This is a genomic window from Nocardia speluncae NBRC 108251 (assembly GCF_001613245.1).
GTDB classification, from domain to species: Bacteria; Actinomycetota; Actinomycetes; order Mycobacteriales; family Mycobacteriaceae; genus Nocardia; species Nocardia speluncae.
On the sequence record NZ_BDBZ01000007.1, the window covers coordinates 332,375 to 357,813 of the forward strand.

The 25,439-nt window shown below is 66.2% G+C and carries 28 protein-coding genes; 7 read left to right on the plus strand and 21 right to left on the minus strand.

Annotated features, from left to right (window positions below; all coding sequences use genetic code 11):
* Positions 1 to 37 precede the first annotated feature (37 nt).
* Genes NS6_RS10965 through NS6_RS10975 form a run of 3 tightly spaced genes read right to left on the minus strand, consistent with a single transcriptional unit; the run spans position 38 to position 2,879 of the window.
* Positions 38 to 1,240: a thiolase family protein gene (locus tag NS6_RS10965; RefSeq protein ID WP_068040216.1), complete on the minus strand. Its 1,203-nt coding sequence runs from the start codon at positions 1,238 to 1,240 to the stop codon at positions 38 to 40.
* Complete coding sequence (locus tag NS6_RS10970) at positions 1,237 to 1,671, minus strand: Zn-ribbon domain-containing OB-fold protein (RefSeq protein WP_068040218.1); 435 nt, start codon at positions 1,669 to 1,671, stop codon at positions 1,237 to 1,239. The genes NS6_RS10965 and NS6_RS10970 overlap by 4 nt, the downstream gene beginning before the upstream one ends.
* Positions 1,668 to 2,879: a CaiB/BaiF CoA transferase family protein gene (locus NS6_RS10975; protein ID WP_068040220.1), complete on the minus strand. Its 1,212-nt coding sequence runs from the start codon at positions 2,877 to 2,879 to the stop codon at positions 1,668 to 1,670. The genes NS6_RS10970 and NS6_RS10975 overlap by 4 nt, the downstream gene beginning before the upstream one ends.
* A gap of 128 nt (positions 2,880 to 3,007) precedes the next feature.
* Between NS6_RS10975 and NS6_RS10980 the strand changes: the two genes are divergently transcribed.
* Complete coding sequence (locus tag NS6_RS10980; protein ID WP_371859330.1) at positions 3,008 to 3,478, plus strand: nuclear transport factor 2 family protein; 471 nt, start codon at positions 3,008 to 3,010, stop codon at positions 3,476 to 3,478.
* 50 nt (positions 3,479 to 3,528) lie between these two features.
* On the opposite strand, the gene NS6_RS10985 is transcribed toward NS6_RS10980, so the two are convergent.
* Entirely contained in the window at positions 3,529 to 4,518 is a 990-nt protein-coding gene (locus NS6_RS10985) for an LLM class flavin-dependent oxidoreductase (protein WP_068040222.1), read from the minus strand.
* Between the two features lie 86 nt (positions 4,519 to 4,604).
* Positions 4,605 to 5,540 carry a LysR family transcriptional regulator gene (locus tag NS6_RS10990; protein ID WP_068040223.1) on the minus strand — a complete coding sequence of 312 codons (936 nt, stop codon included), beginning with the start codon at positions 5,538 to 5,540 and terminating at the stop codon, positions 4,605 to 4,607.
* Positions 5,541 to 5,601: 61 nt separating this feature from the next.
* Here NS6_RS10990 and NS6_RS10995 point away from each other — a divergent pair, with 61 nt between their 5' ends.
* Positions 5,602 to 6,012 (plus strand): DUF5997 family protein, encoded by a 411-nt coding sequence (locus tag NS6_RS10995; protein ID WP_068040226.1) that lies wholly within the window; start codon positions 5,602 to 5,604, stop codon positions 6,010 to 6,012.
* A 77-nt stretch (positions 6,013 to 6,089) separates the two neighbouring features.
* On the opposite strand, the gene NS6_RS11000 is transcribed toward NS6_RS10995, so the two are convergent.
* From NS6_RS11000 to NS6_RS11010, 3 genes are read right to left on the minus strand one after another with little or no spacing between them, the layout of a single operon-like run.
* The gene (locus tag NS6_RS11000) at positions 6,090 to 6,938 is read right to left on the minus strand and encodes a mycofactocin-coupled SDR family oxidoreductase (RefSeq protein ID WP_068040228.1); all 849 of its coding nucleotides are present in this window, start codon (positions 6,936 to 6,938) and stop codon (positions 6,090 to 6,092) included.
* Between the two features lie 21 nt (positions 6,939 to 6,959).
* Positions 6,960 to 7,793 (minus strand): mycofactocin-coupled SDR family oxidoreductase, encoded by an 834-nt coding sequence (locus tag NS6_RS11005; RefSeq protein WP_068040231.1) that lies wholly within the window; start codon positions 7,791 to 7,793, stop codon positions 6,960 to 6,962.
* A complete protein-coding gene (locus NS6_RS11010) occupies positions 7,793 to 8,593 on the minus strand; it encodes a mycofactocin-coupled SDR family oxidoreductase (protein ID WP_068040233.1) in 801 nt (266 codons plus the stop codon). Before NS6_RS11010 ends, NS6_RS11005 begins: the two co-directional genes overlap by 1 nt.
* 154 nt (positions 8,594 to 8,747) lie before the next feature.
* Here NS6_RS11010 and NS6_RS11015 point away from each other — a divergent pair, with 154 nt between their 5' ends.
* Complete coding sequence (locus NS6_RS11015) at positions 8,748 to 9,560, plus strand: SDR family NAD(P)-dependent oxidoreductase (RefSeq protein ID WP_068040234.1); 813 nt, start codon at positions 8,748 to 8,750, stop codon at positions 9,558 to 9,560.
* Positions 9,561 to 9,675: 115 nt separating this feature from the next.
* Here NS6_RS11015 and NS6_RS11020 read toward each other — a convergent pair whose 3' ends face one another.
* From NS6_RS11020 to NS6_RS11075, 12 genes are all read right to left on the minus strand, one after another.
* Positions 9,676 to 10,722 (minus strand): phosphotransferase family protein, encoded by a 1,047-nt coding sequence (locus NS6_RS11020; RefSeq protein WP_068040619.1) that lies wholly within the window; start codon positions 10,720 to 10,722, stop codon positions 9,676 to 9,678.
* A 236-nt stretch (positions 10,723 to 10,958) separates the two neighbouring features.
* Entirely contained in the window at positions 10,959 to 12,185 is a 1,227-nt protein-coding gene (locus NS6_RS11025; protein ID WP_068040236.1) for an NADH:flavin oxidoreductase, read from the minus strand.
* A gap of 139 nt (positions 12,186 to 12,324) precedes the next feature.
* Complete coding sequence (locus NS6_RS11030) at positions 12,325 to 13,524, minus strand: acyl-CoA dehydrogenase family protein (RefSeq protein ID WP_068040238.1); 1,200 nt, start codon at positions 13,522 to 13,524, stop codon at positions 12,325 to 12,327.
* Between the two features lie 35 nt (positions 13,525 to 13,559).
* A complete protein-coding gene (locus NS6_RS11035; RefSeq protein ID WP_068040240.1) occupies positions 13,560 to 14,534 on the minus strand; it encodes an NADPH:quinone oxidoreductase family protein in 975 nt (324 codons plus the stop codon).
* The gene (locus NS6_RS11040) at positions 14,531 to 14,938 is read right to left on the minus strand and encodes a MaoC/PaaZ C-terminal domain-containing protein (RefSeq protein WP_068040242.1); all 408 of its coding nucleotides are present in this window, start codon (positions 14,936 to 14,938) and stop codon (positions 14,531 to 14,533) included. Before NS6_RS11040 ends, NS6_RS11035 begins: the two co-directional genes overlap by 4 nt.
* Positions 14,935 to 15,384 (minus strand): FAS1-like dehydratase domain-containing protein, encoded by a 450-nt coding sequence (locus NS6_RS11045; protein WP_068040244.1) that lies wholly within the window; start codon positions 15,382 to 15,384, stop codon positions 14,935 to 14,937. Before NS6_RS11045 ends, NS6_RS11040 begins: the two co-directional genes overlap by 4 nt.
* 37 nt (positions 15,385 to 15,421) lie before the next feature.
* Positions 15,422 to 16,207 carry an SDR family oxidoreductase gene (locus NS6_RS11050; RefSeq protein WP_068040245.1) on the minus strand — a complete coding sequence of 262 codons (786 nt, stop codon included), beginning with the start codon at positions 16,205 to 16,207 and terminating at the stop codon, positions 15,422 to 15,424.
* On the minus strand, positions 16,200 to 17,075 hold the full coding sequence (locus tag NS6_RS11055; protein ID WP_068040247.1) for an SDR family oxidoreductase: 876 nt from the start codon (positions 17,073 to 17,075) through the stop codon (positions 16,200 to 16,202). The genes NS6_RS11050 and NS6_RS11055 overlap by 8 nt, the downstream gene beginning before the upstream one ends.
* A 44-nt stretch (positions 17,076 to 17,119) precedes the next feature.
* Positions 17,120 to 18,193 (minus strand): NAD(P)H-dependent flavin oxidoreductase, encoded by a 1,074-nt coding sequence (locus tag NS6_RS11060; RefSeq protein WP_068040249.1) that lies wholly within the window; start codon positions 18,191 to 18,193, stop codon positions 17,120 to 17,122.
* The gene (locus tag NS6_RS11065) at positions 18,190 to 18,948 is read right to left on the minus strand and encodes a CoA-transferase subunit beta (protein ID WP_068040251.1); all 759 of its coding nucleotides are present in this window, start codon (positions 18,946 to 18,948) and stop codon (positions 18,190 to 18,192) included. Before NS6_RS11065 ends, NS6_RS11060 begins: the two co-directional genes overlap by 4 nt.
* A complete protein-coding gene (locus NS6_RS11070) occupies positions 18,945 to 19,808 on the minus strand; it encodes a CoA transferase subunit A (RefSeq protein WP_068040253.1) in 864 nt (287 codons plus the stop codon). The genes NS6_RS11065 and NS6_RS11070 overlap by 4 nt, the downstream gene beginning before the upstream one ends.
* An 85-nt stretch (positions 19,809 to 19,893) precedes the next feature.
* Positions 19,894 to 20,712 (minus strand): sugar phosphate isomerase/epimerase family protein, encoded by an 819-nt coding sequence (locus NS6_RS11075; protein ID WP_245669248.1) that lies wholly within the window; start codon positions 20,710 to 20,712, stop codon positions 19,894 to 19,896.
* A 167-nt stretch (positions 20,713 to 20,879) separates the two neighbouring features.
* Between NS6_RS11075 and NS6_RS11080 the strand changes: the two genes are divergently transcribed.
* Complete coding sequence (locus NS6_RS11080; RefSeq protein WP_068040255.1) at positions 20,880 to 21,464, plus strand: TetR/AcrR family transcriptional regulator; 585 nt, start codon at positions 20,880 to 20,882, stop codon at positions 21,462 to 21,464.
* Positions 21,465 to 21,534: 70 nt separating this feature from the next.
* Positions 21,535 to 22,038: a nuclear transport factor 2 family protein gene (locus tag NS6_RS11085; protein WP_084470931.1), complete on the plus strand. Its 504-nt coding sequence runs from the start codon at positions 21,535 to 21,537 to the stop codon at positions 22,036 to 22,038.
* Positions 22,039 to 22,080: 42 nt separating this feature from the next.
* On the opposite strand, the gene NS6_RS11090 is transcribed toward NS6_RS11085, so the two are convergent.
* Entirely contained in the window at positions 22,081 to 23,043 is a 963-nt protein-coding gene (locus NS6_RS11090; protein WP_068040256.1) for a formylglycine-generating enzyme family protein, read from the minus strand.
* A gap of 244 nt (positions 23,044 to 23,287) precedes the next feature.
* On the opposite strand from NS6_RS11090, the gene NS6_RS11095 reads away from it, so the two are divergent.
* Together NS6_RS11095 and NS6_RS11100 are read left to right on the plus strand one after the other, a co-directional pair.
* Positions 23,288 to 24,457 (plus strand): acyl-CoA dehydrogenase family protein, encoded by a 1,170-nt coding sequence (locus tag NS6_RS11095; protein ID WP_068040258.1) that lies wholly within the window; start codon positions 23,288 to 23,290, stop codon positions 24,455 to 24,457.
* Between the two features lie 156 nt (positions 24,458 to 24,613).
* Complete coding sequence (locus tag NS6_RS11100) at positions 24,614 to 25,423, plus strand: IclR family transcriptional regulator (RefSeq protein ID WP_168443413.1); 810 nt, start codon at positions 24,614 to 24,616, stop codon at positions 25,421 to 25,423.
* Positions 25,424 to 25,439: the final 16 nt, after the last annotated feature.

The window sequence follows — 25,439 nt, forward strand, 5'->3', positions numbered from 1 at the left end:
TCCAGTTCCTGTTGCCGCGGCGTCGGTCTCGGGCGATTCAGCCGGGTTCGGTGGTGTAGGCGACGACGCCGCCGTAGTGGGGCGAAGAGTGACAGGCCAAGGCGGTGGTCACGTCGGCACGGGTGCGGGCGCCGGCGCGACCGGCCAATTGCAGATAGCACTCGAGCATCTGCGGTATGCCGTGCATCCGCCCGTTACCCAGCGCTCCGCCACCCGACAGCGCCGGTAGGCGACCGGGTATATCACTGTCGATACCGCCGTCGCGGACGAAATTGTGCGCCTCGCCGCGCGGGCAGAACCCCAGTGCTTCGAGCCAGAAATATACGAAGGGCGAGAACCCGTCGTAGAGCTGCGGCAGATCTACCTGGGCAGGGTCTGAGCCCGTCGCGTCCCGGAGGCGCCGGGCCACGGCCTCTCCGCCTGCCATGATGTCGTCGAGCGGCCAGTGCAGCGCCAAGCGGTGCCGAGGAGGTGGGCTCTGCGCGTAACCGGACACGTATACGGGGCGGTGGGGAAGGTCGCGGGCCCGTTCGGCGGAAGTGAGGACGAAAGCGGCGGCCCCGTCCACCGGCAGATCGCAATCGAAGCGGCGGACCGGGTCGCTGACCATCGGTGCTGCCAGATATTCGTCGGTGGTCAGCTGTTTCCCGTACCAATGCGACCACGGGATCCGCGCACCGTTCTTCCGCGCCTCGACCACGACCGCGGCCAGCGTGCCCGGATCGGCCCGGTACCGGTTCAGGTACTCCCGATACGGAAAGGCGATCATCGGCAGCGGGCCCCCGAAACCCTGCGGTGCGGTCCACTGCTGTGCGCCCTCGGCCGCTGTCATCGGATTGTCGTGATAGCCACCGGCCGGGTTGTGCAGGGCACGATGCACGACGACATAGTCGGCGGCACCGGCGATGATCGCGTTCACCGCCAGCGCTATCGCACCGGGAATCTGGCCGATACCGCTGAACCCGGCGGTATACCGGGGCGTACCGCCCAGACGCGCCGCCAGCCAATCCGCCGAGACCGTACTCACCCCGTCGGTGACGCGGTGACCGCCGGCGGTCGGGAACAGCGCCGAGGTGACGAACCCGTCGATCTGCTCGGGCCGCAACCCGGCGTCCGCGATTGCCGCCCGCGCCACCTCGACGGTCAGGGCGCCCAGCGGACGCTCGCTGTGCCGGCGAATGCTGCTGTGGGCGTATCCGGCGACAGCGACTCGGCCGCGGCCGTGGAACCGGCCGGTCACGACGATCCACCCAGGGCCAGAGTGAAGGCCGGGACCGCTGTTCCCGGGACGATGTCCTCGAACGCCACCTGAACCGGAACCCCGTCGCGCAGCGCGGTATCGGGGCCGTCAAGGAGACGGCCGATCATTCGCAGTCCGGTCTGTTCGGCCAGCTCGACATCGACCAGCAGGTAGGGCACTTCCTCGGTGAAACCGGCCAACGAGGCCCGGTGGACCACCGTCCAGGACCGTACGACTCCCCGGCCGCTGACAGGTTCGAAGCGGAATGCGGGATCTGATGTGCCGCAATGGGAACAGATCGAATCGGGCGGTATCTCGAAGCGGTCGCACCGGGCGCAGCGCGCGATCGCGAGCTCGTGCCGTGCCGTCGCGGCCCAGTACGGAGCCGAGCGGGCGTCGGGGACCGGGAGCGGCCGGGGCGGTGTGGTCACGGGACCACCCCGGCGTCCTGGAGTTCGGCGATATCGTTCCACGAGTACCCGAGTTCCAGCAGCAGGTCCTCGGTGTGCTCACCGTGTTCCGGTGCCCGCCGCATCGCCGGTGGCCGTTCGTCGAATTGCACCGGCCCGGTCGGGAGCCGGTACGCCGGACCGGCTTCGGTCTCGACGACCCCGAGATAGTCGTTGGCCAGCACCTGGGGGTCCTCGAGGAGCTCACCGACCGATTGCACCGGCGCCCACGGCGCGTCCAGCCGGGACAGCAACTGCTTCCACTCGTCGAAGGTGTGGCGCGCGAATTCCGTATCGAGTTCGGCCACGCATTCCGCGCGGTGTGCCGCCCGCGACGCCATATCGGCGAAGCGCGGATCATCCCGGAGATCGGCCCGCTGCACGAGATCGCAGAACGGCGCCCAATACCGGTCGGCCTGGAGGAAGACGAGCTGGATATGGCGGCCGTCCTTGGTGCGAAAGGCGCCGACCAGGGGATTGGCCGAAGCTCCGCGTCCGGTCACCGCAACAGGGGTGTTGCCCGCCAGTGCCGCGAGTAGATCGGACGACAGCATCCACATCGCCGTCGCGAGCAGCGAGACATCGACCACCGACCCCTGGCCGGTGCGGTCTCGCCGCAACAGTGCGGCAGCCATCGCAAACCCCAGTGCCATCGCACCGTTGCGGTCACCCATCGCGCCGCGCTGACTGATCGGATACTCGCGGTCGCGTGGTGTTAGAACATATGCGGGACCGCCCTGGGCCCAGAACGCCGAAGAGTCGTAGCCGGGCTTATCGGCTTCGGGGCCGCGCACGCCATAGCCGTGCCCGCGGGCATAGACCAGACGCGGGAACCGTTGCGTGAGTTGTTCGGCATCGAGTCCCAGGCGGCGCAGTGCGGCCGGCCGGAAATTCGTGAGGAAGACATCGGCCGTCGCGAGCAGTTCGCCGAGCAGTTCCCGGCCCCGGTCGGTCCGCAGATCCAGCGAGACCGAGCGTTTTCCTCGATTGGCCAGGGCCACGGACAGATTCACCCCGCCGCTATCGGAGCCGATTCCTTGCGTGGCGAGGTTGCGGTAGGGGTCACCGTCGGGGCGTTCGACCCGGATGACATCCGCTCCCCAGTCCGCGAGCAGTGCACCGGCCACCGGGACGAAGACCCACTGCGCGAGCTCCACCACGCGGATCCCGCTGAATGCGTCGTTGTCCATCGCTGCCTCCGCATGTAGAACCACAATCTACTCGAGTGTAGAACTAGACTCTCATTTGCGGAGTGGAATGCTGCTCAATTGAAGAAATGATGTTCTCGTTCGATCGAAACCGGCATACTTTCGGTGTAATGCCCACTCGTGAGAGTTTCCTGCGTGGCCCAGAGGATCGGATCGCCCGAATGAGCGACGAAACCCAGATCGCCGCACTGCTCTACAGGTACGCCCGCGCTGTCGATACCAAGGACTGGGAGCTGTACCGCTCGGTGTTCACTGCCGACGCCTATATCGACTATTCGTCGGCCGGTGCCGCTGCCGGTAGCCGTGACGAGGTCGTCGACTGGTTCGCCGCGAATCTCGGTGCGTTGCCGTGGAGCATGCACTACATCACCAACATCGAGGTGCTCGCCCGCGGCCCTCGGACCGCAACCGTTCGCGCCATGTTCTACAACCCGATGCAACTCCCGGGAGTGGCCGGAGTAAGTGCCTGTGGCGGTTATTACCATCACGAACTGGTGCGAACCACCGACGGTTGGCGCAGCCGGGCGCTGCGCGAGGAGAACGTCTGGTTCACCGGCCGCCCTACCGATTCGCCCGGCTGACGACGTTCATGTTGTCAGTGGCCTGTTGTGCCACACGCGCCGGCGATATATCAGAACCAGTTGTCGGCGAGCAGTTCCAAGGAGCGCTGCCGCACTGCGGGGTCGTAGGCGTAGGTGACGGTGATGAGTTCGTCGGCGCCGGTGCGCTCGGCGAATTCGGTCATTTCCCGCACGACAGTCTGCGGGGCGCCGACCGCCTTGATACGCAGCATGGCGTGATCACCAGCGCCCTGGGAGGCAAGCCGGTCGGGGTCGACGGGCGGCTGGAGCTTGCGGCGCCGGCCGCTGCGGATATCGAGGAACATCTGCTCCAGCGTGGTGAACTCTCGCTCGGCCTCCGCGTCGGTCGGTGCCACCATCACGTTGATGCCCGCCATCAGGTACGGCTCGGCGATCTGTGCGGTGGGCGCGGTACCGGAGAAGGTGTCCCGGTAGACCTCGACGGCTTCGTCCAGTTGATCGGGCGCAAAGTGTGAGGCGAGTGCGAAGGGTAAGCCGAGCTGACCGGCGATGGAGGCTCCGTTTACGGTCGAACCCAGGACCCAGATCGGGACCTCGGTTCCCGCCGAGACAGCCGATACGATCGGAGCGCTCCGGGCCGTTCCGTCCGCACCGAACCAGCCCTGCAGATCGAAAATGTTCTCCGCAAAAGCCTGTGGTTCGCTGGAGGACCGGCTCAGGGCACGAGCGGTCATCATATCCGTGCCCGGGGCGCGGCCCAGGCCGAGATCGATCCGGTCGCCGTACATATTCGCGAGGGTCCCGAACTGTTCGGCAACCATCAGCGGCGCATGGTTGGGGAACATCACACCGCCGGATCCCACACGGATCCGTTCGGTCACCGAGGCTGCCGCCCCGATCAGCAACGATGTGGCGCTGGCGGCAAGGTTGGCGGTGTTGTGATGCTCGGCGAACCAGAGCCGGCGGTAGCCGAGCCGGTCCGCTGTCCGGGCGGCGTCCATCGAAGCGGCGATGCCGTCGCGGGCCGTCGAGCCTTGGGGTATGGAGACCAGGTCGAGAATGCTCAGTGGCACGGACAACGTCGCAGTTTCCTCACGTCGACAACGATGAATACTGCCGTGTCAACCATCAGAACCTGGGGTTGTATTCCGATCCGGACGAGGCACTAGCGTTTGCGCCCCCGTGCCGGCTTCTTCCTCGAGGGTGCGGGTTTGCGCGCGGGACGCGGCCCCTTCGCCGCGGGGCGCGGCTTGCGCTGTTCCGGTTCGGTGCGATTTCCGGCGGGGGAGCGGGAGCTGTGTTCCGAGCGGCCGCGCACCACGCCGACGAACTCCTCGATCGCATCGGTGGTTTGGGTCGAGGGCCAGGCCAGGGCGATTTCGGTGTCGCCGGTGTCGGTCACCGTGCGGTAGATGAGGTCGCGCCGGTGGTGCAGGCGGGCGATCGAATGGGGCACGATGGCCACGCCCACTCCGGCGGCGACGAGTTCGAGGGCGGCTTTGACCGCGTCGATATCGGCGGTGTCCTGCACGTGTTCGTCCGCGAGCTCGGCCACGGCGACCTCCTCGAACAGTGAAATCTCATGGTCCTTGGGGGCCACGACGACGGGCAGCTCGCGGTAGAGCGGAATCGCGTTCATACCGGTGCGATCGATCGGCAAGCGGACGAAACACATATCGACGCGGCCCTCGCGCAGGGCCGGCTCCTGGTCGGCCTGGGCGACAGCGACCAGCTCGAGCGGGGTATCCGGGAACCGCCGGCCCCAGACCCGCTCCCATTTGGTGACGGTGACGCCGGGCACGAACCCGACCCGCAGCGCGGCGGGGGCAGGGGCCACGGTGTTGCCCGCCTCGTTCTCGGCGTCCGCGATGATATCGCGTGCTTCCCGTAGCAACTCGCGTCCCGCGTCGGTCAGCTGCGTCGGCTGTGCCCCCGGTACGAACAATTTCGTATCGAGTTCGGACTCCAGGTCGATGACGGTGTGGCTGAGCTTCTGGCGGGAGATGTGCAATGCCTTCGCGGCGCGTGCGAAGTGCAGCTCCTCCGCGACTGCGGCAAACCAGCGCAGACGCTGCACATCGATCGAGGAGAACCGGCTCATACCGGCAAGCGTATGGCACCGCGGGGTCCGGACCGGCTCGGTGGCCCGATACGCTGTCGCAGTGAGCCAGGACAATAACCCGCAGATGATGAAGCCGCTGACCGCGGCGAACAAGCTCGGCATCTATCTTCCGGCGGCTCCCGAAGAGTTCCGGACCGGCTCGATCTCCCGGGCCGAGCTGGACGAGCTGCGAACGAACCCGCCGCAGTGGCTCACCGAGCTGCTCCGCACCGGGCCGTTCCCACGTGACATCGTGGCCCGCAAGCTCGGCATCTCCAACAGCGGCCTGGCCCGAGCGGGAGTATCCGACTCGCTCACCGCCGACGAGATCGCCGCTTTCCTCGCGGATCCGCCGGAGTGGCTGATCCGCGAACGTGAAAGTTACGCCGCCGTGCGTGCCGAGGAGGAACGAGTCCAGGCCAAGGAAGCCGAACGCCGCGCGGCGACCAACCGGTCGGCGAAGGGCTATTAGCGCGCTGCGCGCGCGGACGACGAACCCGGGGCCGGGCCACCGGCTGCCCATACGATGAGCAGCCGGACAGCAACAGGTTATGCGGAGGTGCGCGATGCGGCGCCGGCGTCGACGGGCAACACGATGCCGGTGATGTGGGCGCCGGCCTCATCCGCGAGAAACAGCACGGCACGCGTCACTTCGGCCGGGTCGATCACCGCGATCGGTACCGCGTGGTTCTGCTGGAGCACGGGGGCCACGTCGTCCCACGTGGGATCGTCGAGATCCGGGCGCACCACACGGTAGAGGTTGTCGTTTCGCACCATGGGAGTGTCGATATTTCCGGGGGCCACCACGTTCACGGTCACCCCTTGCGGGGCGAGTTCGCTCGCAGCAGACTTCGACATGCCGATCACGCCCCACTTGGATGCGCAGTAGGCTGCCTGACCGGGTACAGCACTACGGCCGAGCATCGACGAGATGGTGACGATGCGCCCGTACCTCCGCCGGGCCATTCCGGGTGCGACTGCGGCAATAGTGTTGAACACGCCCGTCAGGTTGGCGCCGACGACGTCGTCCCACACCGCCTGATCGTGGTCGGTGATCGGCGACATGGCGGATACCCCGGCGTTGGCCACGGCAATATCGACGTGCCCGAATTCGCCTTCCGCCTGCGCAACCAGGGCCTCGAGAGCGGACCGGTCCGCGGTGTTCACCTTCCGCGAGATGACTCTGCGACCCAGGGCTTCGATCCGGCGGGCTGTCTCTGCCAGCTCTTCCTCGGTACCGAGCGGGTAGCCGATGCCCGCCGCATCCGAGCAGCTATCGCAGATCACCAGGTCTGCTCCGCGTTCGGCGAAAGCGATGGCGTGTGCGCGGCCCTGCCCGCGCGCGGCGCCCGTCACCAGCGCTACCCTGCCGTCGAATCCTGTGTTCCCAGTAGTCATTTCCACTCCTTCGGTAGCGCCCTATTTGACGCAGTGTCCGGCGTCCACCGGGAGGGTGACGCCGGTGATGTAGCGGGCCTCGTCGGAGGCGAGGAACAGGCACGCGTTGGCGATATCCGCCGGCTCCAGCATCGGCACGGGAAGTAAGTGCATCGACGCCGTACCGGCCTCGAACTGCTCCTGCGTGGGATGATCGGTCCCGGGGCAGAACGAGCGCATCGTGCCTTCGTTCTGGATCATCGTGGTGCGGGTGTTCGCCGGGTGGACGGTGTTCACCCGGATCCCGGATTCCGCCAGCTCCTGGGCGAGCGCCCGCATGAGACCCACGACGCCGGTCTTGGCCGCAACGTAATGACCGACTCCGACGAGTCCGCGCAACCCCGCGATCGAGCTGATGAGAACGATCGACCCGCCGCGGCCCGACCCGAGCATGTGCGGGATCGCCGCCTTGCAGGTCTTCCACACGCCGGTGAGGTTGACGTCCAGCATCGTCTGCCACGTATCTTCGTTCAGCTCCACGGCCGGGCCGGCGGAGCTGATCCCCGCGGTGGCACACAGTATGTCGAGCCGGCCGAACTCGGCGGTCCCCTCCGTTACTGCCGAGTTCAGCGCATCCTGATCGCGCACATCCGCCTCGAACGTGATGATCCGCCGGCCCAGTGCCTGAACCTGTCGCACTGTTTCGGCGAGGTCGGCCGACGACGACCCAGGAGTGGTGGAGTGCGCGACCGGTGCACAGCGGTCCACCACGATCACGTTCGCCCCTTCCTCGGCGAAGCGCACGGCCTGCGCGCGTCCGATCCCGCGCGCACCGCCCGTGATCAGTGCGGTCTTCCCCGTCAAACGTGCACTCATCACGCCACCTTCTGGGTCTGTCCAGCGTCCACGATCAGCTGTTGACCGGTGATACACCGGGATTCGTCGGAGGCGAGGAACAGGACGGCATTCGCAATATCCTCCGGTTCCGCCCACGGCATCGGTAGCAGATTCCGCTGAGCGAGAACCGGCGCGACGTCGTTCTCGGTGGGGTTGTCCAGGTCCGGCCGCAGCCGCGCGAATGTCGCGGGATTGTTGGTGATTTCTGTGTTGACGGCCCCCGGCAAGACAGTGTTGACGCGGATCGACTGGGGCCCCAGCTCATTCGCCAACGTGCGGGCCAGGCCCACGACTCCGTGTTTCGCCGCACTGTAGTGCGAGGCCCCCGCAGCCGATTTTATGCCGGCCGTCGAGCTGACCAGGATGATCGAGCCGCCGCCGCGCCGGCGCAGCGCTGCCGCCGCAGCCTTGACGGTGTGCCACGCCCCGGTGAGATTGATCCCGATCGACCGGTTCCACACGTCCTCGTCGATGGTCCAGGACGGACCGGGGTTCTCGTATGCCCCTGCGTTCGCCACCACGATATCGAGGCCGCCGAGCTGCCCGGCGCCCGCCTCGACACCGCCGGCCAGCGCCGCCTGATCCCGCACATCTGCGTGTACGGCAACCACGCTCCGCTGTTGTGCACGGACCCGTGCCGCCGTATCGGCCAGCCGGTCCGCGTCGATGTCGACAGCGATGATGTCCGCGCCTTCCGCGGCGAGCCGGGTGACAACGCTCGATCCCAGGCCCGCTCCGGCGCCGGTCACCAACGCAACCTTTCCTGCCAAACGTGTCACAGTCACTCCTCTGGTCGTATCGCCACGGTAGGCAGGACCGCGGCTTCGCCGGCACGGTTGTCTCACCTGCCGGGAAGTATGGAACCGGACCCACCGTCGTGCCCTAGCGTCCGCTGCGGTAACCGAAAACAGACATCCGGGTGGAGGAAGAACGATGAGCAACGGATTTGCCTCCGGCGGGGTCGCTGTTGTCACGGGTGCAGGTAGCGGTATCGGTGAGGCGATCGGCCGGCGGGCCGCCGCCCGCGGGATGGGTGTGGTGTTGGCGGATATCGCTGCCGAGCGCATCGACGCGATCGCCCGGGAACTCGCGCACGCCGGACACGAGGTGGTCGCGGTGCCGACCGACGTGACCGACCCCGGCTCGGTGGATGCCCTGGCCGATGCCGCCTACGACCGTTTCGGCCACGTGTCCCTGCTGGCCAACAACGCGGGCCTCGAATCGCTCGGCAACCTGTGGGAGATCCCGCCGGGAGAGTGGCACCGGCTCATCTCGGTCAATATCAACGGGATATTCCACGGTATCCGCTCGTTCGTTCCGCGGATGGGTGCAGATCCGCGCCCATCGCATGTGGTCAACACGACCTCCGTGGGAGGTATCGGCACGACACCGGGGATGGGGGCATATACCGTCTCCAAGCACGGAGCGCAGGAGATGACGGAGTGCCTCTATCTCGAGTGCGCCGAGGCATTTCCGCACGTCACAGTATCCGCGTTCGTGCCGGCCCACGTGACGACCCGAATCTTCGAGGACCTGGAGCCGGGAGAGAACACCGGTGCGGCAGTCGAATACTGGAGGGGTCAACTCCGTGCGAAGGGGATGGCCCCCGCGGATGCTGCCCGCATCTTCTTCGACGGGGTCGATCGCAAGGATTTCTGGATCATCACCCACCCGGAGTCATTCGACAGGCTCGCAGGCAGACGCTCCCGGCTCCTCGCCGGTGCACTACCTCCGGACGCGCCTTGACCCTAGGGTGACCGTGCGGATCACGCTCGCCGGGATCCGCACGGTTGCGACCACGGGCGGGCCCGGTGTGAGATCACTGCCCGGCGCCGTCGGCTTACCTCAGCGCAGTTTCCTGTCAGCGCAACTGCTGCGCGCAGGCCCACGCCTGGGCCGCGAGTCGTTCCGCTTGTGCCGCAAACGATTCGGGACTCCGGTCGGTCCGCCCCATCGATCCCCGGGACATTCGGGTGTAGACGTTCTCGACGATGCAGGCCGTTTTCCACCAGCTGAAGGCGACATAGAAATCGACGTCCGCTTCGGCCACGTCCAGTGTCCCCCGCATCGCGTCGCGGTAGCCGCGCACCAGCTCGGCGCGGGAGGGCAAACCCGTCGTGAGTGTCGGCGGGTTCTCCAGCGCTGTCACCTCGTCGCCCGGTTGCGCCCAATACACCAGGAACTGCCCGAGGTCGGCCAGTGGATCACCCACTGTCGTCAACTCCCAGTCCAGCACTCCGGTGACTGTGCAGTCCGGGCCGATGAGACAGTTGTCCAGCCGAAAGTCTCCGTGTACGACCGAGGCTCGGTGCTGCACGGGAACTTTTCGCAACAGGATGTCGCGGGTGTGCTCGATGTCCGGGAGGACCCGCACTCGATCACACACCCAGTTCTGCGACCAGCGCGCCAGCTGCCGTTCGATGAAACCGCGTTGTTCGGTGCGTGCGCCCCATCCGATCGGAGCGAGGTCGGCCCGGTGCAGTGTCGCCATCACCTCGATCAGCGAGTATGCGATACGCGATCTATGTGCCGGATCGGTGAACTGCCCGAAATCTGCGGGACCGCGAAGAATCGCACCCTCGAGATGTTCCATCACGAAGAACGGCGCGCCGTTGACCCGTTCGTCATCGCATACGCCCAGAACGGCGGGCGCCGGGACGCCGGTGCCGGCGACCTTCTTCAGCACGTCCGCCTCGCGGACAACGTTGTGGGCGTTCCCCTCTCGCACGCCCAGCGGTGGCCTGCGCAGTACCCAGCGGCCCGACGCGGAGTCCGTGACCTCGTAGGTCAAGTTGGATCGACCGCCTGCGATCTGCGTAAAACGCACGGGGGCAACTACGCCTCGAACATGCGCGTGAAACCACTCCGTCACCGCGTCATACGCGATGCCTACTGTCTCAGCATCCATGAGTACTCCTCCGGGAGATTTGCCACCGGTCTCTGAATCGAACATTTGCTACGCCGCCTTGAATTCGCATCGGGTGACGCTCACGCAGTTCCACCACTGCCGATGGGCGAGCTCGGCCGTGGACGCCGCGGCCACGCTGTAGCCGGGTGCCGCCACGATCGGCCGGGGCGAGCGTCATACCCGTCCTTTCCGGTCTCGGTACTTCTGCGGCCGGGCGATGCCGGCTCGCTGCGCGGTCAGCTACGTCCGGGAAACGGCAGCAGCCCGACCGTCTCGGGTCGCAGCACACAGCGTGTGTTGAAGAAGTTGGTGGGCATGCACCTGTTGCAATGAATGCACAGCGAGTGGGTTGTCGCGTCCGCACGGATCTTGTTCACAAGGTCCGGTTCCCGCAGCAGCGCCCGCCCCATCGCCACGAAATCGAACCCCCTGTCCATGGCCGTGTTCATGGCGTCCAGGTCGGTGATGCCGCCCAGCAGCGTCAGCTTGGTGTTCTTCACGACCGCTTTGATCTGCTCCGCCTGCGCCAGCAGGAACAGCGGCTCGTAGGGGTAGTACTTGATCCGGTACTTGCCGAACAGTCGAATGCCGAGCTTGCGTACCGGCGGCATCAGAGCGGCCATCTCCCGCACCGGCGCGTCGCCGCGGAACAGGTACATCGGGTTCTGCGCGGAGCTGCCCACCGTCAATTCCACCGCATCCACGAGGCCCTCCTCGTCGATCCACTGGGCCAGCTGTATTGCCTCGTCGGTCCAGAATCCGCCGGGGACGCCGTCGTCCATGCTCATCTTCGTGGTCACCGCGATACGGTCACCGACCCGCTCGCGGACTGCTCGCAGCACGCCCAGCGCCACCCGTGCGCGGTTCTCCAGCGCCCCTCCGTAACCGTCCTTGCGGTGATTGAGGGCCGGGCTCAGAAACGAACTGGCGAAATAGTTGTGCGCCAGATGTACCTCGACCGAATCGAAGCCGGATTCCTCGGCGATCACCGCCGCCTCACCGTGCGCTGCCGCTATCCGCTCGATATCGGCGGTGGTCGCCGCCTTCGTGACGCGGAAGGTCATCGGGTTGAACCGCCGGCCCGGCCCCAGCGCGGGGCGCCCCGTGCTGGTCGAGTTCGCCACGACTCCGGCGTGGCCTATCTGCGCCTGTGCCGCCGCCCCGTGGCGGTGCACGGCGTCGGTGAGTCTGCGTAATCCCGGCACCGCCTCGGGACGCATCCACAGCTGACCGCCCTGCGTGCGCCCTTCCGGTGCCACCGCGCAATAGGCGACCGTGGTCATTGCCACTCCGCCGGCGGCGAGCTCTTCGTGGAAGGCGATCAGCTCGTCGGTGACGAGATCGTTCGGCGTGCGTCCTTCGAAGGTCGCCGCCTTGATGATCCTGTTACGCAGCGTCAGCGGACCGAGCTTGCCGGGGGTGAAGACCGCGGGGAGCTCGGGTGTCTCGATTTCAGGCGACATTTCACTCGTCTCGATTCATATTCATCGGCATTGCCGTGCAGGGCACGGGCCTGCTCACTGTGGTCTGCACAGCTCGGTGGGCGCAGGCGCTTTCCCATGCAGTGAGTCACCGTGACGGTGCAGCCGAAGAGCCGGCCTGCTATCGGTATTTGCTCAGCTCGTGCCGAGCTACGCTGCGGATGTGGACCTCGTCCGGTCCGTCGGCTATTCCCAGGATTCGCGCGCTGGCCCACATCCGGGCGAGGGGGAAGTCTTCGGTGACTCCGCCGCCGCCATGACACTGAATCGCCCGGTTCAACACCGATCGTGCCACGCGCGGACCGATCACCTTCACCGCGGCGATCTCGATCTGCGCGCCCTTGGCGCCCAGCCGATCGATCAGCCACGCGGTCTTGAGAACCAGAAGCCGCGCCTGTTCGATCTCCATACGGGACTCGGCAATCCACGTGCGCACCACGCCCTGATCGGCGATCGGCCCACCGAAGGCGTGGCGGGACATCACCCTTCGTGACATCAACTCCAGTCCACGCTCGGCCATACCGATGCAGCGCATCGCGTGATGGATGCGGCCCGGACCGAGGCGGGCCTGCGCGATCGCGAATCCCTCGCCCGCACCGGACAGCATATTGGTGACCGGCACACGGACGTCGGTGAACGTGATCTCGCAGTGCCCCTGCTGGTCGTAGTAGCCGAAGATCGGCAGCGAGCGGACGATCTCGACGCCGGGCGTCTCGACCGGGACGAGGATCATCGACTGCCGGCGGTGCACCGGTGCGTCCGGATCCGTCTTGCCCATCACCACGAGGATCTTGCAGCGTGGATCACCGGCGCCGGTGGTCCACCACTTGCGTCCGTTGATCACATATTCGTCTCCGTCCCGGACGATCGAGGTGGAGATGTTGCGGGCATCCGACGACGCCACGTCCGGTTCGGTCATCGAGAATCCCGAGCGGATCCGGCCGTCGAGCAACGGTTCGAGCCACCGCTGCTTCTGGTCGGGCGTGCCGAACATATGGAGGATCTCCATATTGCCGGTGGAGGGCGCCGAACAGTTCAGTGCCTCCGGCGCGATGTAGGGCGAGCGGCCCGTCACCTCGGCGATATGCGCATAGTCGAGGTGGGTCAGGCCCGAGAGGGCGGGCAGGAATAGGTTCCACATACCCTGACGGCGGGCCTCGGCCACGAGATCCTCGACCACCGGCGGCAACTCGTGGCTGCGTGGGCCGGCCGCCTCGCGCTGCTCGGCGTACACCGCCTCGGCGGGGTAGACGTATTCGTCCATGAATGCTTCGAGGCGATCGATGATGTCCCGGGCTTCCGGGCTCGGTGAAAGATCCATGTGCTGCTCCTCGTGATCTGGTGGGACTTCGCGGCTCACCGGCTCGTCAGGACGACCTTGCCGCGGGCACGCCGGCCCACCACGACATCCAGCGCCGTGGCCGCTTCGCTCAGCGGGTAGGTCGCGCCGACGTGCGGGCGTAGTCGACCCTGGTCGTACCAGTCGAAAAGGCGCCGCATGTTCTCCGCGTTGCGATCCGGGTTGCGTTTGGCCCACGCGCCCCACAGCACGCCGTGCAGGGCGCCGCTGCTCACGAGCAGTCGGTTCATTCCCACTTTCGGGATGTCGCCCGATGCGTACCCGACGGTGAGATATTGCCCGCCCCACGCCAATGCCCGGATGGCGGTCTGCGCGTGTTCACCGCCGACCGGGTCGTACACCACGTCGACACCGCCCGGGGCCAGCGCCGCGAGCCGGCTCTTCAGATCGTCGGCCGTGTAGTCGATCAGCTCATCGGCGCCGTGATCTCGGCACACCTCGAGCTTGCCCGGACTCGATGCTGCCGCGATCACCCTCGCGCCCAGTGCCTTTCCGATCTCGACGGCAGTGAGTCCGACTCCGCCCGACGCGCCGAGTACGAGCAGGGTCGACCCCGGAGCAAGGTCCGCCTTGTCGACCAGGCCGTGGTAGGACGTTCCATAGGTGACCACGAAGCCGGCGGCGTCGACATAAGACATGGAGTCCGGGATCGGGAACACCATCGTCGCGGGCACCGCCACCCGCTCTGCATAGCCGCCCATGCCGCAGAATACGAGCACCCGCGAACCGATATCGATTCCGATGAGGTTCGCACCGCCCGCCCGGACCACTCCGGCCGCCTCCGACCCCGGAACGAACGGCAGCGCCGGTTTCGTCTGGTAGTTGCCGGATACGATCAGGCCGTCGGGAAAGTTGACGCCCGCGGCGTGGACTTCGACGAGAATCTCGTCGGGTCCCGGCACCGGATCGTCGATATCGCTGTAGCGCAACACATCCGGAGCGCCGAGGGTCGTGCACAGCTGGGCCTTCACACCGTGTTCCCATCCGTCACGAACGTGGCCCACGCCTTGACGGCCAGGCCACCGGTCTGCCGGGCGCAATCGAGTTCGAGGTCGACTCTGCCGGCACCGTCCTGCTCGTACTCCCGCAGGATCTGCGCTGTGCAGGTGAGCACATCGCCGGGCCACACCTGTTCGAGGAACCGTGCCCGGAAGGAGCGCACATTCTCGGCGCCGAGCCAGCCGGTGGCGTAGGTGGCGAGTAGTCCGGCCTGGAACATCCCCACCGAGAACGGCGTCGGATATCCGGCGGCCTCCGCGAATACCTGGTCGTGGTGGATGGGATTCATATCGCCCGAGGCGCCCTGGTACCGGACGAAATCCGTCCGGGTCACCGGACCGACGGTCCAGGGTGCGGGGACTGCCGGCGTGCTCATGATGCCTCCGTTGCGGGACGTGCGGTTTCGACGCCGGTCAAGGTGGCACGGGCCACCAGGGTGCCCGATTCGTCGACGAAATCGGTGACCATGACCGCGAACGTCATCTCGCCGCCGCGCCGGCCTTGTTTGGTATAGATATCGGAGATCCGGGACGTACAACGCAGCCGCGTCCCGGCCCTCGGCGGCGGACCGAAGAATTCGTACTGCTGTTCGGCGTGCAGTCCACGCTTGCCGTCCAGCTCCACTGCCGTCCAAGGGTTTCCGTCTTCCGGCTGCCAGAACAGCGTCGTGGTGAGAAACGTCGGCGGGGATACCGGATCCTCACGGTCGAGATAGTCGGGATCGGTCGAGCAGGTGGCGACCGCGAACTCGCGGATCTTGCCCCGCTCCACGTCGAGGTCGAAGGGCACGCCTTCGGTGCCGACGGCATCTGTATTGGCCATTTCTCTCCTCGGGGGGGTACGGCTGCGCGAATACGGATCAGGCGTGCTGGCTGCTGACCGATACGACCTCACCGGTCATGTACGACGAATACTCACTGGCCAGGAACACCATGACGTTGGCGATCTCCCACGGCTGCGCCGCGCGGCCGAAAGCTTCACGGGCGCTGAGCTGTCCGAGTAGTTCGTCACTGGTCACCTTGGCGAGATGGGCGTGCATCGCGATGCTGGGCGATACCGCGTTGACGCGGATGCCGTGTTCGGCCACGTCCAGTGCCGAGCATCGTGTCAGTGCCATCACTCCGGCCTTCGCGGCGGCATAGTGGGCCTGCCCGGCCTGCGCCCGCCACCCGACCACCGATGCGTTGTTGATGATGACGCCGCTGCGGCGCGGAACCATATGCCGCAGCACCGATCTGGTGGCGCGGAACGTACTGGTGAGGGTGACATCCAGGACCGAGCTCCACTCGCCGTCGGTCATCTCCAGCACGCTTGCCGTGCCACCGAGACCGGCGTTGTTGACCAGCACGTCGATGGCACCGTATTCGGCTACCGTGCTGTCCATCAGGGTGTCGATCTGCTGCTGGTCGGTGACGTCGCAGACGACAGCGAGCGGACGGGTTCCGAACTCGGCTTCGAGCCGATCCGCGGCCTCCGCGAGGCGGCGCTCGTGCCGGTCGCTGATCGTCAGCCGGGCACCTTCGGCGGCGAACCGCTGTGCTGCCGCGAATCCGATCCCGGTTCCCGCCGCGGCCGTGACGACTACGGATCGACCGTCGACCAGACCGTGCGCGGGTCCAGGGGGCGAGGTGGCCGGCTCAGGCAAGGCTACTCATCTCCTGCACCAGTTCATCGACGGTCCAGCGGGCGCCCTTGTCGATGACCTTCCCGTACTGCCAGCCCAGGAACTGGCGGATCTCGCCACCCTTGGCATAGAAGACGGAGCCGTTGGCGGTGCACTGCTCGGTGAGCAGATAGGCGACGACGGGGGAGACGTTGCCGGGGTGGTAGACGTCGAACGCGTCCGGGTCGGCAGGTTTCGCGACCATATCCTTGATACCCGCTACGTTCTCGGTCATGCGGGTGCGAGCAACGGGGGTGATGGCATTGACCCGAATCCCGTAGCGCTCGAGTTCCTGTGCCAGGATCACCGTCAACGACGCAATTCCGGCCTTGGCGGCGCCGTAGTTGCTCTGGCCCACCGCGCCGAGCAGGCCCGATGTGCTGGAGACGTTCACGATCGACGCCTCGACTTCGTCACCGGCTTTGGAGCGGTCGCGCCAATAGGCCCCGAATACGCGACACGGCGCGAACGTTGCGCGGAGCTGGCCTCGGATGACATCGTCCCACTCGTCCTCGCTCATATTGACGAACATGCGGTCCCGCAGGATGCCGGCGTTGTTCACCAATCCGTGCACGGCGCCGAATTTCTCGACCGCCGCGTCGAGCAGTTCCTCCGCGCCCGCGACGGTGGTCACGTCGGCGCTGCGGGCGATGGCGGTTCCGCCCGCAGCGGTGATCTCGTCGGCTACCTCGGCGGCCCGCGACGGGTCCGATCCCTTGCCGTCGGGGCCGGTGCCGGAGTCGTTGACGACGACCTTGGCTCCCTCTGCGGCGGCAAGCAGGGCGTGCTCACGGCCGATGCCGCGACCCGAGCCGGTCACCACGATCACGCGATCCTTCAATTGGTTCATGGTTCGTCTCCTCGTGCGAAGTGGAATTGCGCGGTGTACTGGCCTTACTCGGCAGTGCCGAGTCGGGTGAGTACCTTCTCTGCCTCACGCATGATGCGGTCGATCAGCTCCGCGCAGCTGGGGATGTCCTCGATCAGCCCGACCACCTGACCGGTGGCCATCACGCCGATATCTGCGTTGCCGTCGAGCAGGGCAGAGCGGTACAGCATCGGCGCGTTGGCGGCCATCACGACCTGACGCCAGCCGAGCTCGTGGCTCTTCTTCATTTCCAGGCCCTCGCGGATCATTTCTCTCCAGGGAGTGCCGGAGAGACGCTGGAACGCCACAGCATTGCGTACAGCGCGCATCATCCGCTGTGGGCCGCGAGTGGATTCGAGCCGGTCGATGGTGCCGGCGCGGAGTACCCGCTGCGGAACACCGTCGATCTCCAGGGTGACGACGGTGTCGTTTACCGACTTCGACAGGTACACGTCCTTGACTGCCTGTGCGACGGGCGAATCGCTGGTCAGCATGAACCGCGTGCCCATGGCGATACCCTCGGCACCGTAGGCGAGCGCCGAGACCAGTCCGCGGCCGTCGAAGTAGCCGCCGGCCGCGATAACCGGGATGTCGACGGCGTCGACGACCTGCGGCAGCAGCAGGCTCGTGGGGACGGCGCCGGTGTGGCCGCCCCCCTCACCGCCCTGCACTACGACAGCGTCGACACCCCATTCGGCCACCTTCTCCGCGTGCCGGCGCGCACCGATCGACGGCACCACGACCAGTCCCGCGTCTTTGAGCTTGGTGATCAGATCCCGTTTGGGCGCCAGCGCGAACGAGGCCACCTTCACGCCGGAGCGGATCAGCAGGTCGAGGCGTTGGCCGATATCTTCCTGGTTGGCCCGTAGGTTCACCCCGAACGGCGCGTCCGTCCGGTCCTTGACGTAGTTGATCGCCTGCTCGAGGTCGTCGTAGCCGAGCATGCCACCGGCGATGATGCCCAGACCTCCGGCCTCGGCGGTCGCCGCCGTCAGCTTCGCATCGGAAACGTAACCCATACCCGTCTGTACGATCGGGTACCGCACCCCGAACAGCTCGCAGAGTCGGGTCCGCAGGACCGGGTGGTCCGCGGGGGTCATGCCTGAACCTCTTTGTCCCGCAGGTTATGCGGGTCGATCACGGTACGGATGAGCTCGAGCTCCGCCGGTGTGGGCACACGCGTCTGCGGAACCTCGGACGGGATCACCAGCTCGAACCCGGTGGCCGTGACGACGTCGTCGACGGTGACCCCGGGATGGACCGATACCAGTCGTAGTCGGCCGGTATCGGTCGTGAAGTCGAGCACCGCGAGATCGGTGACGACCTTGCGCAGTTCGTGGTATCGAGTGGCCGACGGGCCCGCCTTGCGGGCGTTGTCGTAGCCGACGCCGGAGACCATGTCGACCTTCGGGACGAACACCCGCGTGCTGTGCTTGGGCACCCAATAGCTCGTGGGGTGGTACACGGTGTTGCCCGGTGCGCCGCGGACACCCAGCAGCTGCACCTTCGGCCGGGCATGGTCCCCGATCGCCGAGATATTGCAGTTGCCGTGGGTGTCGAGCTGTGTCGGGATCATCATGATGTGGCGTTTGCCGTTCCAGACCAGGTCGAAGATCTGGTTGAACGGCAGCCATGCCTCGGCATCGCCGCTTGTGGGGCCGCCCAGCGCCCACGTACCCCGGACCGCGGTGGCCTCGCCGTCCGAGACGACCAGGTCCGGCGAGAACGTGTGCCGGGCCAGGCGCACGCCGACGGCCGGGATCGTGCCGAAGGCACTGGCGATGACCTCGCCGCTGTCGCGGTACGCTTCCGCGCACGCGACGGCGCAGACCTCTGCCCTGGTAACGGTACTCACGCAAGCACTCCTTCGCGCTCGGTCAGTGCTGCACGCTGGTAATCGGCTTCGGAACCGGACAGATAGCGATCGACGAACTGTTTCCATTGCCGCGGATCCTTTGCGGCCGCTACGTATTCGCGCTGGAAGGCCTCGTCCCGGTCGTAGTCGGGAACGCAGGAGGTGAAGTGCGCCCCGCGTGGCGCCCCGACCACACCGCTGACGAGCAGACGCGGGATACGCACAGTGGTCACGGGTGCCCGTGCCGTCAGTTCGGCCGTGGGGACGATCCGTTCGCAGGAGACGAATGCCTGTTCGGCTGCCATGCAGAAGAGATCGTCGAAATAGAGGTCCGGCCCGAGGTACTGGGCATTGCCTTGCGCATCCGCGCGATTCATATGCACCAGCGCGGCGTCCAGGTGGATCGCCGGCATGGCAACCAGAGTTTCCGCACCGTACGGATCGGTGACCGTGCGAAGTCCGGGGTTGACCGTCATGACGTCCGAGCCGAGACCGGCCCGGGTCGGCAGGTACGGCAGGCGGATACCGGCCGCGTACAGTCCCCACTGGAGCATGCCCTCGTCGTATTCTTCGACCTCGATGTTTCCGGATTGCCGTGCTGCCCGGAAATGCGGGTCGAGGGGGATCGAGTCCAGCGAGACGAACCCGAAGACCACCTTTTTCACCTTGCCCGCCGCGCACAGCAGGCCCACGTCGGGCCCGCCGTACGAGACGACGGTCAGGTCCTTCAGATCCGATTTCAGGATCGCGCGGATCAGGGACATCGGTTTGCGGCGCGAGCCCCAGCCGCCGATACCGATCGTCATCCCGGATCCGAGCCGGCCGATAACGTCCGACTCCGACATGGTCTTGTCCGACATGTCGTTTCACTCCTTTCGTTGCATTGAGCCCCAGCGCCGCAGAATCACGGCCGGTGTGTATCAAATATTTGCTACATGCCGCCTGCTACGGCACGTGCGTACGCATCCATTCCCAGCCTCGTTCGAGTGCCCGCTCCGGGCCCTCGTCGTCGATTGCGGGACCGAGCAGTTCCAGGTCGATCACCCCGCGGTACCCGAGCTCACGCACTTCGCGGACCATTCGTTCGAGTGGCATCTCGCCGTCGCCAGGTACCCAGCGGTTCGGCACCGATGTTGCCGACGTGCGATGGTCGCCGATCTGGACGATTCGAACGGCCTCCAGGTTGTCGGTGATGGTCTGCATCAGGCCGCGTTCCTGCCATGCCGAGTAGAGATCGACCATCAGCCCCACGCCCAGTCTGTGGGCGAGTTCGGCGATGTCGGCGACGCTGTGGGTAAAGCTGATTCCGGAACGGATCGACATCGTGTTCTCCAGCGCCAGCGCGACACCTTTGTCCCGGGCGTGCGCGACCAGCGGTGCGAAACGGGTGACCGCGCGCTGCGCTGCGTCCTCCCAGGTCAGTGCGCCCGAACCGCCGGAAGTGAAGGACACCGCCGTGGCGCCGACCTCGACGGCGCCGTCGATTGCGCGGCGGAGCGTGGTGAGCGCCGCGTCCCATCCGGAGTCGTCGTCCTGACTTGCGCGGACGCCGCTCATGATGAATTCGGCAGACATTCCGCTCGCGGTGATCGCCGCGAGCGGAATGTCCCACCCCTGACTTTCCAGCGTGGCGGCCGGCACGCCGAACCGGTGTGCGCCGATTCGCCGCAGCATGGCCAGCGAATCGGCGATCGGCCAGCCGGCCGTGGGGGCGAGGCACACGCTCAGTGGGTTGCCGGCCCGATCGACATCTTGCTGATGCACGAATCCTCCTGGCGTATCGAGGTTGCCGGTATCCACACGGCGTCATGCGACCGTAGCAAACGTTTGATTGGCGCGCCAGCAAGTAGCAAACGTTTGATCAACGCGGTAGGGTCCAGCGTGTCCGCGCAGCCGCGGAAGCATTACGCAGTTCGTTCCAGGAGGGATGCATGGAGTGGTCCGACCGCCACACCCTGATCGTCGAGCAGGCAGCAGAACTGTTCGCCACCAAAGGCATCGCCGGCACCAAGGTTCGTGATATCGCCGATGCCGTCGGGGTGTTGTCGGGAAGCCTGTACCACTACTTCCCGTCCAAGGACGCGATTGCCGAGGTCATCGTCACCCGCTACCTCGATGACCTCACCAGCGAGTACGAGTCGCTGCTCGGGACTCCGACAGATCCGCGCAAGCAGCTGACCGGGCTGGTGGAGGCATCGTTCCGAGTCAGCCGGGCCCACCCCCATGCGTCCGAGATCTACCAGAACAACACCACATACCTTCGCAAACTCGCGGCGTACCGAAAGATCCGCGCGGCCGCCCGCACCACCAAGAATGCGTGGATCTCGGTGATCGAGGGCGGGATCGCGGCAGGCGAGTTCCGCTCGGACCTTCCCGCCGAAGTCCTCTACGGCCTGATCCGCGATGCGGTATGGCTCTCGCTGCGCTGGTTCACCCCGACACCCGAATTCGGCATCGACCAGCTCGCCGCCGCCGTCGTCACCGTGTTCCTGGAAGGTATCGAGTCCCGGCGCTGACTCATAGGTCTCGCTGTTCGAGAAGACGGCGGCCGGTGGCTGTGCTCGGACGGATAGTAGACGGCAGGATATGCCACTGCGAGAGGAACCCGCCACCATGCCGACAGCAGAACCCGCCACCACGTTCCGCTCGACCGTGCTGCGCGATCTGGAACAGGTCGCCGATCACCACACGATCGTCGACGGCCTCTATGCGTTCCAAACCATGCTGGACGGAAAGAAGTGGAACGAGATTCGAACGGCGATGCAGGAGGGCGTCCACGCCTACGGCGCCCGCGGAATCGACGATGCAGTGGCTGTGATGCGTGCTCACCTGGATGTGTGCGGCCCGACCCAACATCTCATGGGCAATGTACAGGTGCGACTCGAAGGTGATTTCGCCACCACCAGGTCCTCCTTTCGGGCCTTTCATACCGGTGCCGGCGCGTACACGGGAAGCGTTTACGAATGCCTCGGGTATTACGACGATTCGTGGATTCGTGCCGGTGAGCGCTGGAAACTGGTTCGTCGCGTGATCAGTGTGCGCGCCGAATCCGGTGATCGAGCGGTTATCGGGATCTCTGCCGAGCCCTGAAGCAAGGCGCACAGGGAAACCCCGGGCACCGGGGCGAGGTAGTCAACGCCGTGATTCCGAGCCGGTCCGGACCACGCAACGAAAACCGATATGACATGTCGAGGTCTCTTCGGACTCTCCCTGCCTCGCGGCGGGACGATAGCGCAGACAGTAGTTCGGCGCACACAGGTGTGAGCCGCCCTTGATCACTCGCCTGGGATAGGGCTCCGCGGGCGATACCGCTTGCGGAGTCGTGATCCGCGGGTTGCTCGGCACACAACACGACGGCCTCGAATACGCGTCCGTCGCGTCGAGCTCGGCCGCAAAGTAATCCGCCGTCCACTCCCATACATTGCCGGCCATATCCGACAGGCCGTAACCGTTCGGTGTGAAGCTGCCGATGGGGGATGTGCCCGCGTAGCCGTCCTCGAGGAGGTTCTCCCAGGGGAAACGGCCCTGCCAGACGTTGGCGAGGGGCTTGCGTCCCGGTGAATGTTCATCGCCCCAGACGTATGCCTTGCCGTCCAGTCCGCCACGTGCCGCGAACTCCCACTCGGCCTCGGTCGCCAATTCCTTGCCGGCCCACTGCGCGTACGCCAGCGCATCGAAATACGACACGTGCGTCACCGGATGACGCTGCCGGTCCCCGGCATTGCTGTCGGGTCCGTCCGGACGGCGCCAATACGCACCGGGAACGAAGGACCACCACCGGCGGTAGTCGTCCAGCGGCACCGGTCGGTCCGGCGGTGTGAACACGAGTGAACCGGCCACCAGCAGGTCCGGATCCGCGCCGGGATAGTCCTGCGCCGTAGGCATGGTCTCCGCGGTGGTCACGTACCCGGTGGCCTTCACGAACCTGCGGAACTCGGCGACGGTGACGGGATGGCTGTCCATCCAGAAACCGTCCACCGACACCGTGCGGACCGGCCGCTCCTCGGGGTAGAAGTCTTCCGACCCCATGCGGAAACGGCCACCGGGGATCCAGACCATATTTTTGAAGGGCGCAGTTTCTGCGGAAGATGTCATGATCTTTCGTCTGCTCCGGCGATGGGTTCGGGGGACATGCGGCTGAGCTCGATCATGCGGCTGCCTCTGTTCCATTCGTTCGTGCCCGAAGGTAGTGGGCGGGACGCCCGGACCACCCGAGTATTCCCGACCAACGAGATGAGGAGGGTTCACGAGTTCTCGGAGCAGTGTCCTGGATGGGGTGAGCTGGGTCACGTAGCCTGCTGGCGTGGCGATCGAGTCGCAGAGCGGAGGAATTGCACCCGTGGTCACGGATGTACTCGATAACGTTCGGGCGTTGCAACCCGAGTTGTCGGCGGCGGCGGCGGATACCGAAAACGGTCGCCGCATCGCCGATGCGGCGATGGATTCTCTCATCGGTTCCGGCCTCTTCCGGATGATGCTTCCGTCCCGATTCGCCGGACTGGAATCGACACCGCTGGAATTGTTCACCGCGATTCGCGCGATCTCGTCCGCGTGTGCCTCCACGGGATGGGTCGCCTCGACCCTGGGAGTGAGCGCATGGCAGGTCGGGTTGTTCGACGAGCAGGCACAGGACGAGGTGTGGGGGAACGATCCCGACACCCTCGTCGCCTCCGCATACCAGCCGGCGGGCCGGCTTCGGCCCGAAGGGGACCACTATCGGCTCTCGGGATCGTGGCGGTACGTGTCCGGGAGTGAGCATTGTGCCTGGCTGTTCATGGGGGCACTGGTTCTGGACGCCGCGGGCAATCCGGCCGAGCATGCACTGGCGCTCGTGCGCAGTTCGGATGTTTCGATGTCGTTCGGCCCGGACTGTGTCGGTCTGCGTGCGGCGGCGAATACCGACGTCACAGCAAACGACGTCGTGGTACCGGCGCACCGCTTGTACGGCGCGAAACAGCGTGCCCTCCGGGAGAGCCGCAAGCATCAGCGTGCCCTCCGGCCGCTCTATCGATACCCGGTGAGTGCCCTGTACACCACGTCGTTGACGGTCCCGCTGATCGGCGCGGCCGAGGGTGCGTACGCCTGCGCCCTCGACCTGCTGGCGGGGGCGCCCACGAAACGGCAGGCCGGAGCGCGCGCTCTCGACAAAGAGTCGGTGCAGGGCGCGATAGCCCTCGCCGCGTACGAGATCGACAGTGCTGTTCTGCAGGTGGAGCGTGACTTCACCGAGATACACGCGTTGCTCGCCGTCGCGAAGGACCTGCCGCCGGCGCTTCAGGCGCGCACGCGACGCGATCAGGTGCTCGGGACCCGGCTTGCGGTGAATGCCATCGACCGATTGGTACAGGCAGGTGGACGAACGTGCTTATCACTCGACAGTCCCATTCAGCGATTCTGGCGAGATATTCACACCGGGGCATCCCACCGGGTGAACGAGTTCGAGGACACGCTCGCGATGGTCGGGCGTGCGAGTCTCGGCCTCAGCTCGGACGAGACGATGTTCGTTTAGTGATGACTACTATGTCCGCACGGGGTTCTCGTGCAGCGAGAAGCTGCATGCCCATGGATATCGAAGGAATGACCGCTGTTGGGAATGCCGGGGACTGCGAATACAGCCGGAGAACCTGCCTCCGTCGGTGAACATCGAGCGTCCATGCTCACGCGGATGACGGATATCATCAGGATTTTCGACGGCCCCCACGCCCGTGTCCAGAGCGGGGCGATCGCGGCTGCCGCTCGTCTGCCCAGATCGACGACGCATCGCATCCTCGACGAGCTGATCCAGCTCGGTTGGCTCGTGCGAACCGGCCAGGGCTATGGTCTCGGGCCGACGATTCTCGGCATTCCCGGGCCGGGGGATCAGCTCGTCCTCCGCGCGGCGGCGGCACCCCTGCTACAGGTGCTCCACGAAGAAACCGGGATCGTCGCACACCTTGCGGTGGCGGACGGGCCGGACATCGTCATCGTCGACAAAGTCGGGGGCCGGTCCGGAAACACGCTTCCCACCCAGGTCGGCAGCCGGATTCCCATCCATACGACCGGCATGGGCAAGGCGATCCTGGCCCGATATCCCGCCGAAGCCATCGACCAACTGCTTCCTGCCGTCCTGGACAAGCGCACCACCGGCACCATCTCGACGCGGTTGGGCCTGCACCGCGAGCTGCATCGGATCCGCCGGCGGGACGGGCTCGCCTTCGGGAACGAGGAGGCGAGCGCAGGGGTGTGCTGCGCCGCGGCGTCATTCGGATGTCCGGATGGCAGCGGTGCGGCGATCGCTGTTTCGGGGCGCGCCGCGCTGCATCATCTCGAGCGTGTCGGCCCGCTCGTGCACGAGGCGGCTCGACGCATAAGTGCTCGACTGTCCTCTGAGGGACCTCCGGAATCGGGGGTGGGAGCGGACGGCTTCCCCTCATCTGCCGCCGATACGATGATGATCAAACTGCTGAACACCATCAACGGTGACGACTGGATCTGACGCCCGGGTGGCGTTC

Coding starts and splice junctions, on each gene's coding strand:
- NS6_RS10975 (WP_068040220.1), bottom strand. CDS start 2,879: ATGGACAACGACGCATTCAGCGGGATCCGCGTGGTGGAGCTCGCGCAG.
- NS6_RS10980 (WP_371859330.1), top strand. CDS start 3,008: ATGCCCACTCGTGAGAGTTTCCTGCGTGGCCCAGAGGATCGGATCGCC.
- NS6_RS10990 (WP_068040223.1), bottom strand. CDS start 5,540: ATGAGCCGGTTCTCCTCGATCGATGTGCAGCGTCTGCGCTGGTTTGCC.
- NS6_RS11000 (WP_068040228.1), bottom strand. CDS start 6,938: ATGACTACTGGGAACACAGGATTCGACGGCAGGGTAGCGCTGGTGACG.
- NS6_RS11005 (WP_068040231.1), bottom strand. CDS start 7,793: ATGAGTGCACGTTTGACGGGGAAGACCGCACTGATCACGGGCGGTGCG.
- NS6_RS11015 (WP_068040234.1), top strand. CDS start 8,748: ATGAGCAACGGATTTGCCTCCGGCGGGGTCGCTGTTGTCACGGGTGCA.
- NS6_RS11020 (WP_068040619.1), bottom strand. CDS start 10,722: ATGGATGCTGAGACAGTAGGCATCGCGTATGACGCGGTGACGGAGTGG.
- NS6_RS11025 (WP_068040236.1), bottom strand. CDS start 12,185: ATGTCGCCTGAAATCGAGACACCCGAGCTCCCCGCGGTCTTCACCCCC.
- NS6_RS11030 (WP_068040238.1), bottom strand. CDS start 13,524: ATGGATCTTTCACCGAGCCCGGAAGCCCGGGACATCATCGATCGCCTC.
- NS6_RS11040 (WP_068040242.1), bottom strand. CDS start 14,938: ATGAGCACGCCGGCAGTCCCCGCACCCTGGACCGTCGGTCCGGTGACC.
- NS6_RS11045 (WP_068040244.1), bottom strand. CDS start 15,384: ATGGCCAATACAGATGCCGTCGGCACCGAAGGCGTGCCCTTCGACCTC.
- NS6_RS11055 (WP_068040247.1), bottom strand. CDS start 17,075: ATGAACCAATTGAAGGATCGCGTGATCGTGGTGACCGGCTCGGGTCGC.
- NS6_RS11060 (WP_068040249.1), bottom strand. CDS start 18,193: ATGACCCCCGCGGACCACCCGGTCCTGCGGACCCGACTCTGCGAGCTG.
- NS6_RS11070 (WP_068040253.1), bottom strand. CDS start 19,808: ATGTCGGACAAGACCATGTCGGAGTCGGACGTTATCGGCCGGCTCGGA.
- NS6_RS11080 (WP_068040255.1), top strand. CDS start 20,880: ATGGAGTGGTCCGACCGCCACACCCTGATCGTCGAGCAGGCAGCAGAA.
- NS6_RS11085 (WP_084470931.1), top strand. CDS start 21,535: ATGCCACTGCGAGAGGAACCCGCCACCATGCCGACAGCAGAACCCGCC.
- NS6_RS11090 (WP_068040256.1), bottom strand. CDS start 23,043: ATGACATCTTCCGCAGAAACTGCGCCCTTCAAAAATATGGTCTGGATC.
- NS6_RS11100 (WP_168443413.1), top strand. CDS start 24,614: ATGACGGATATCATCAGGATTTTCGACGGCCCCCACGCCCGTGTCCAG.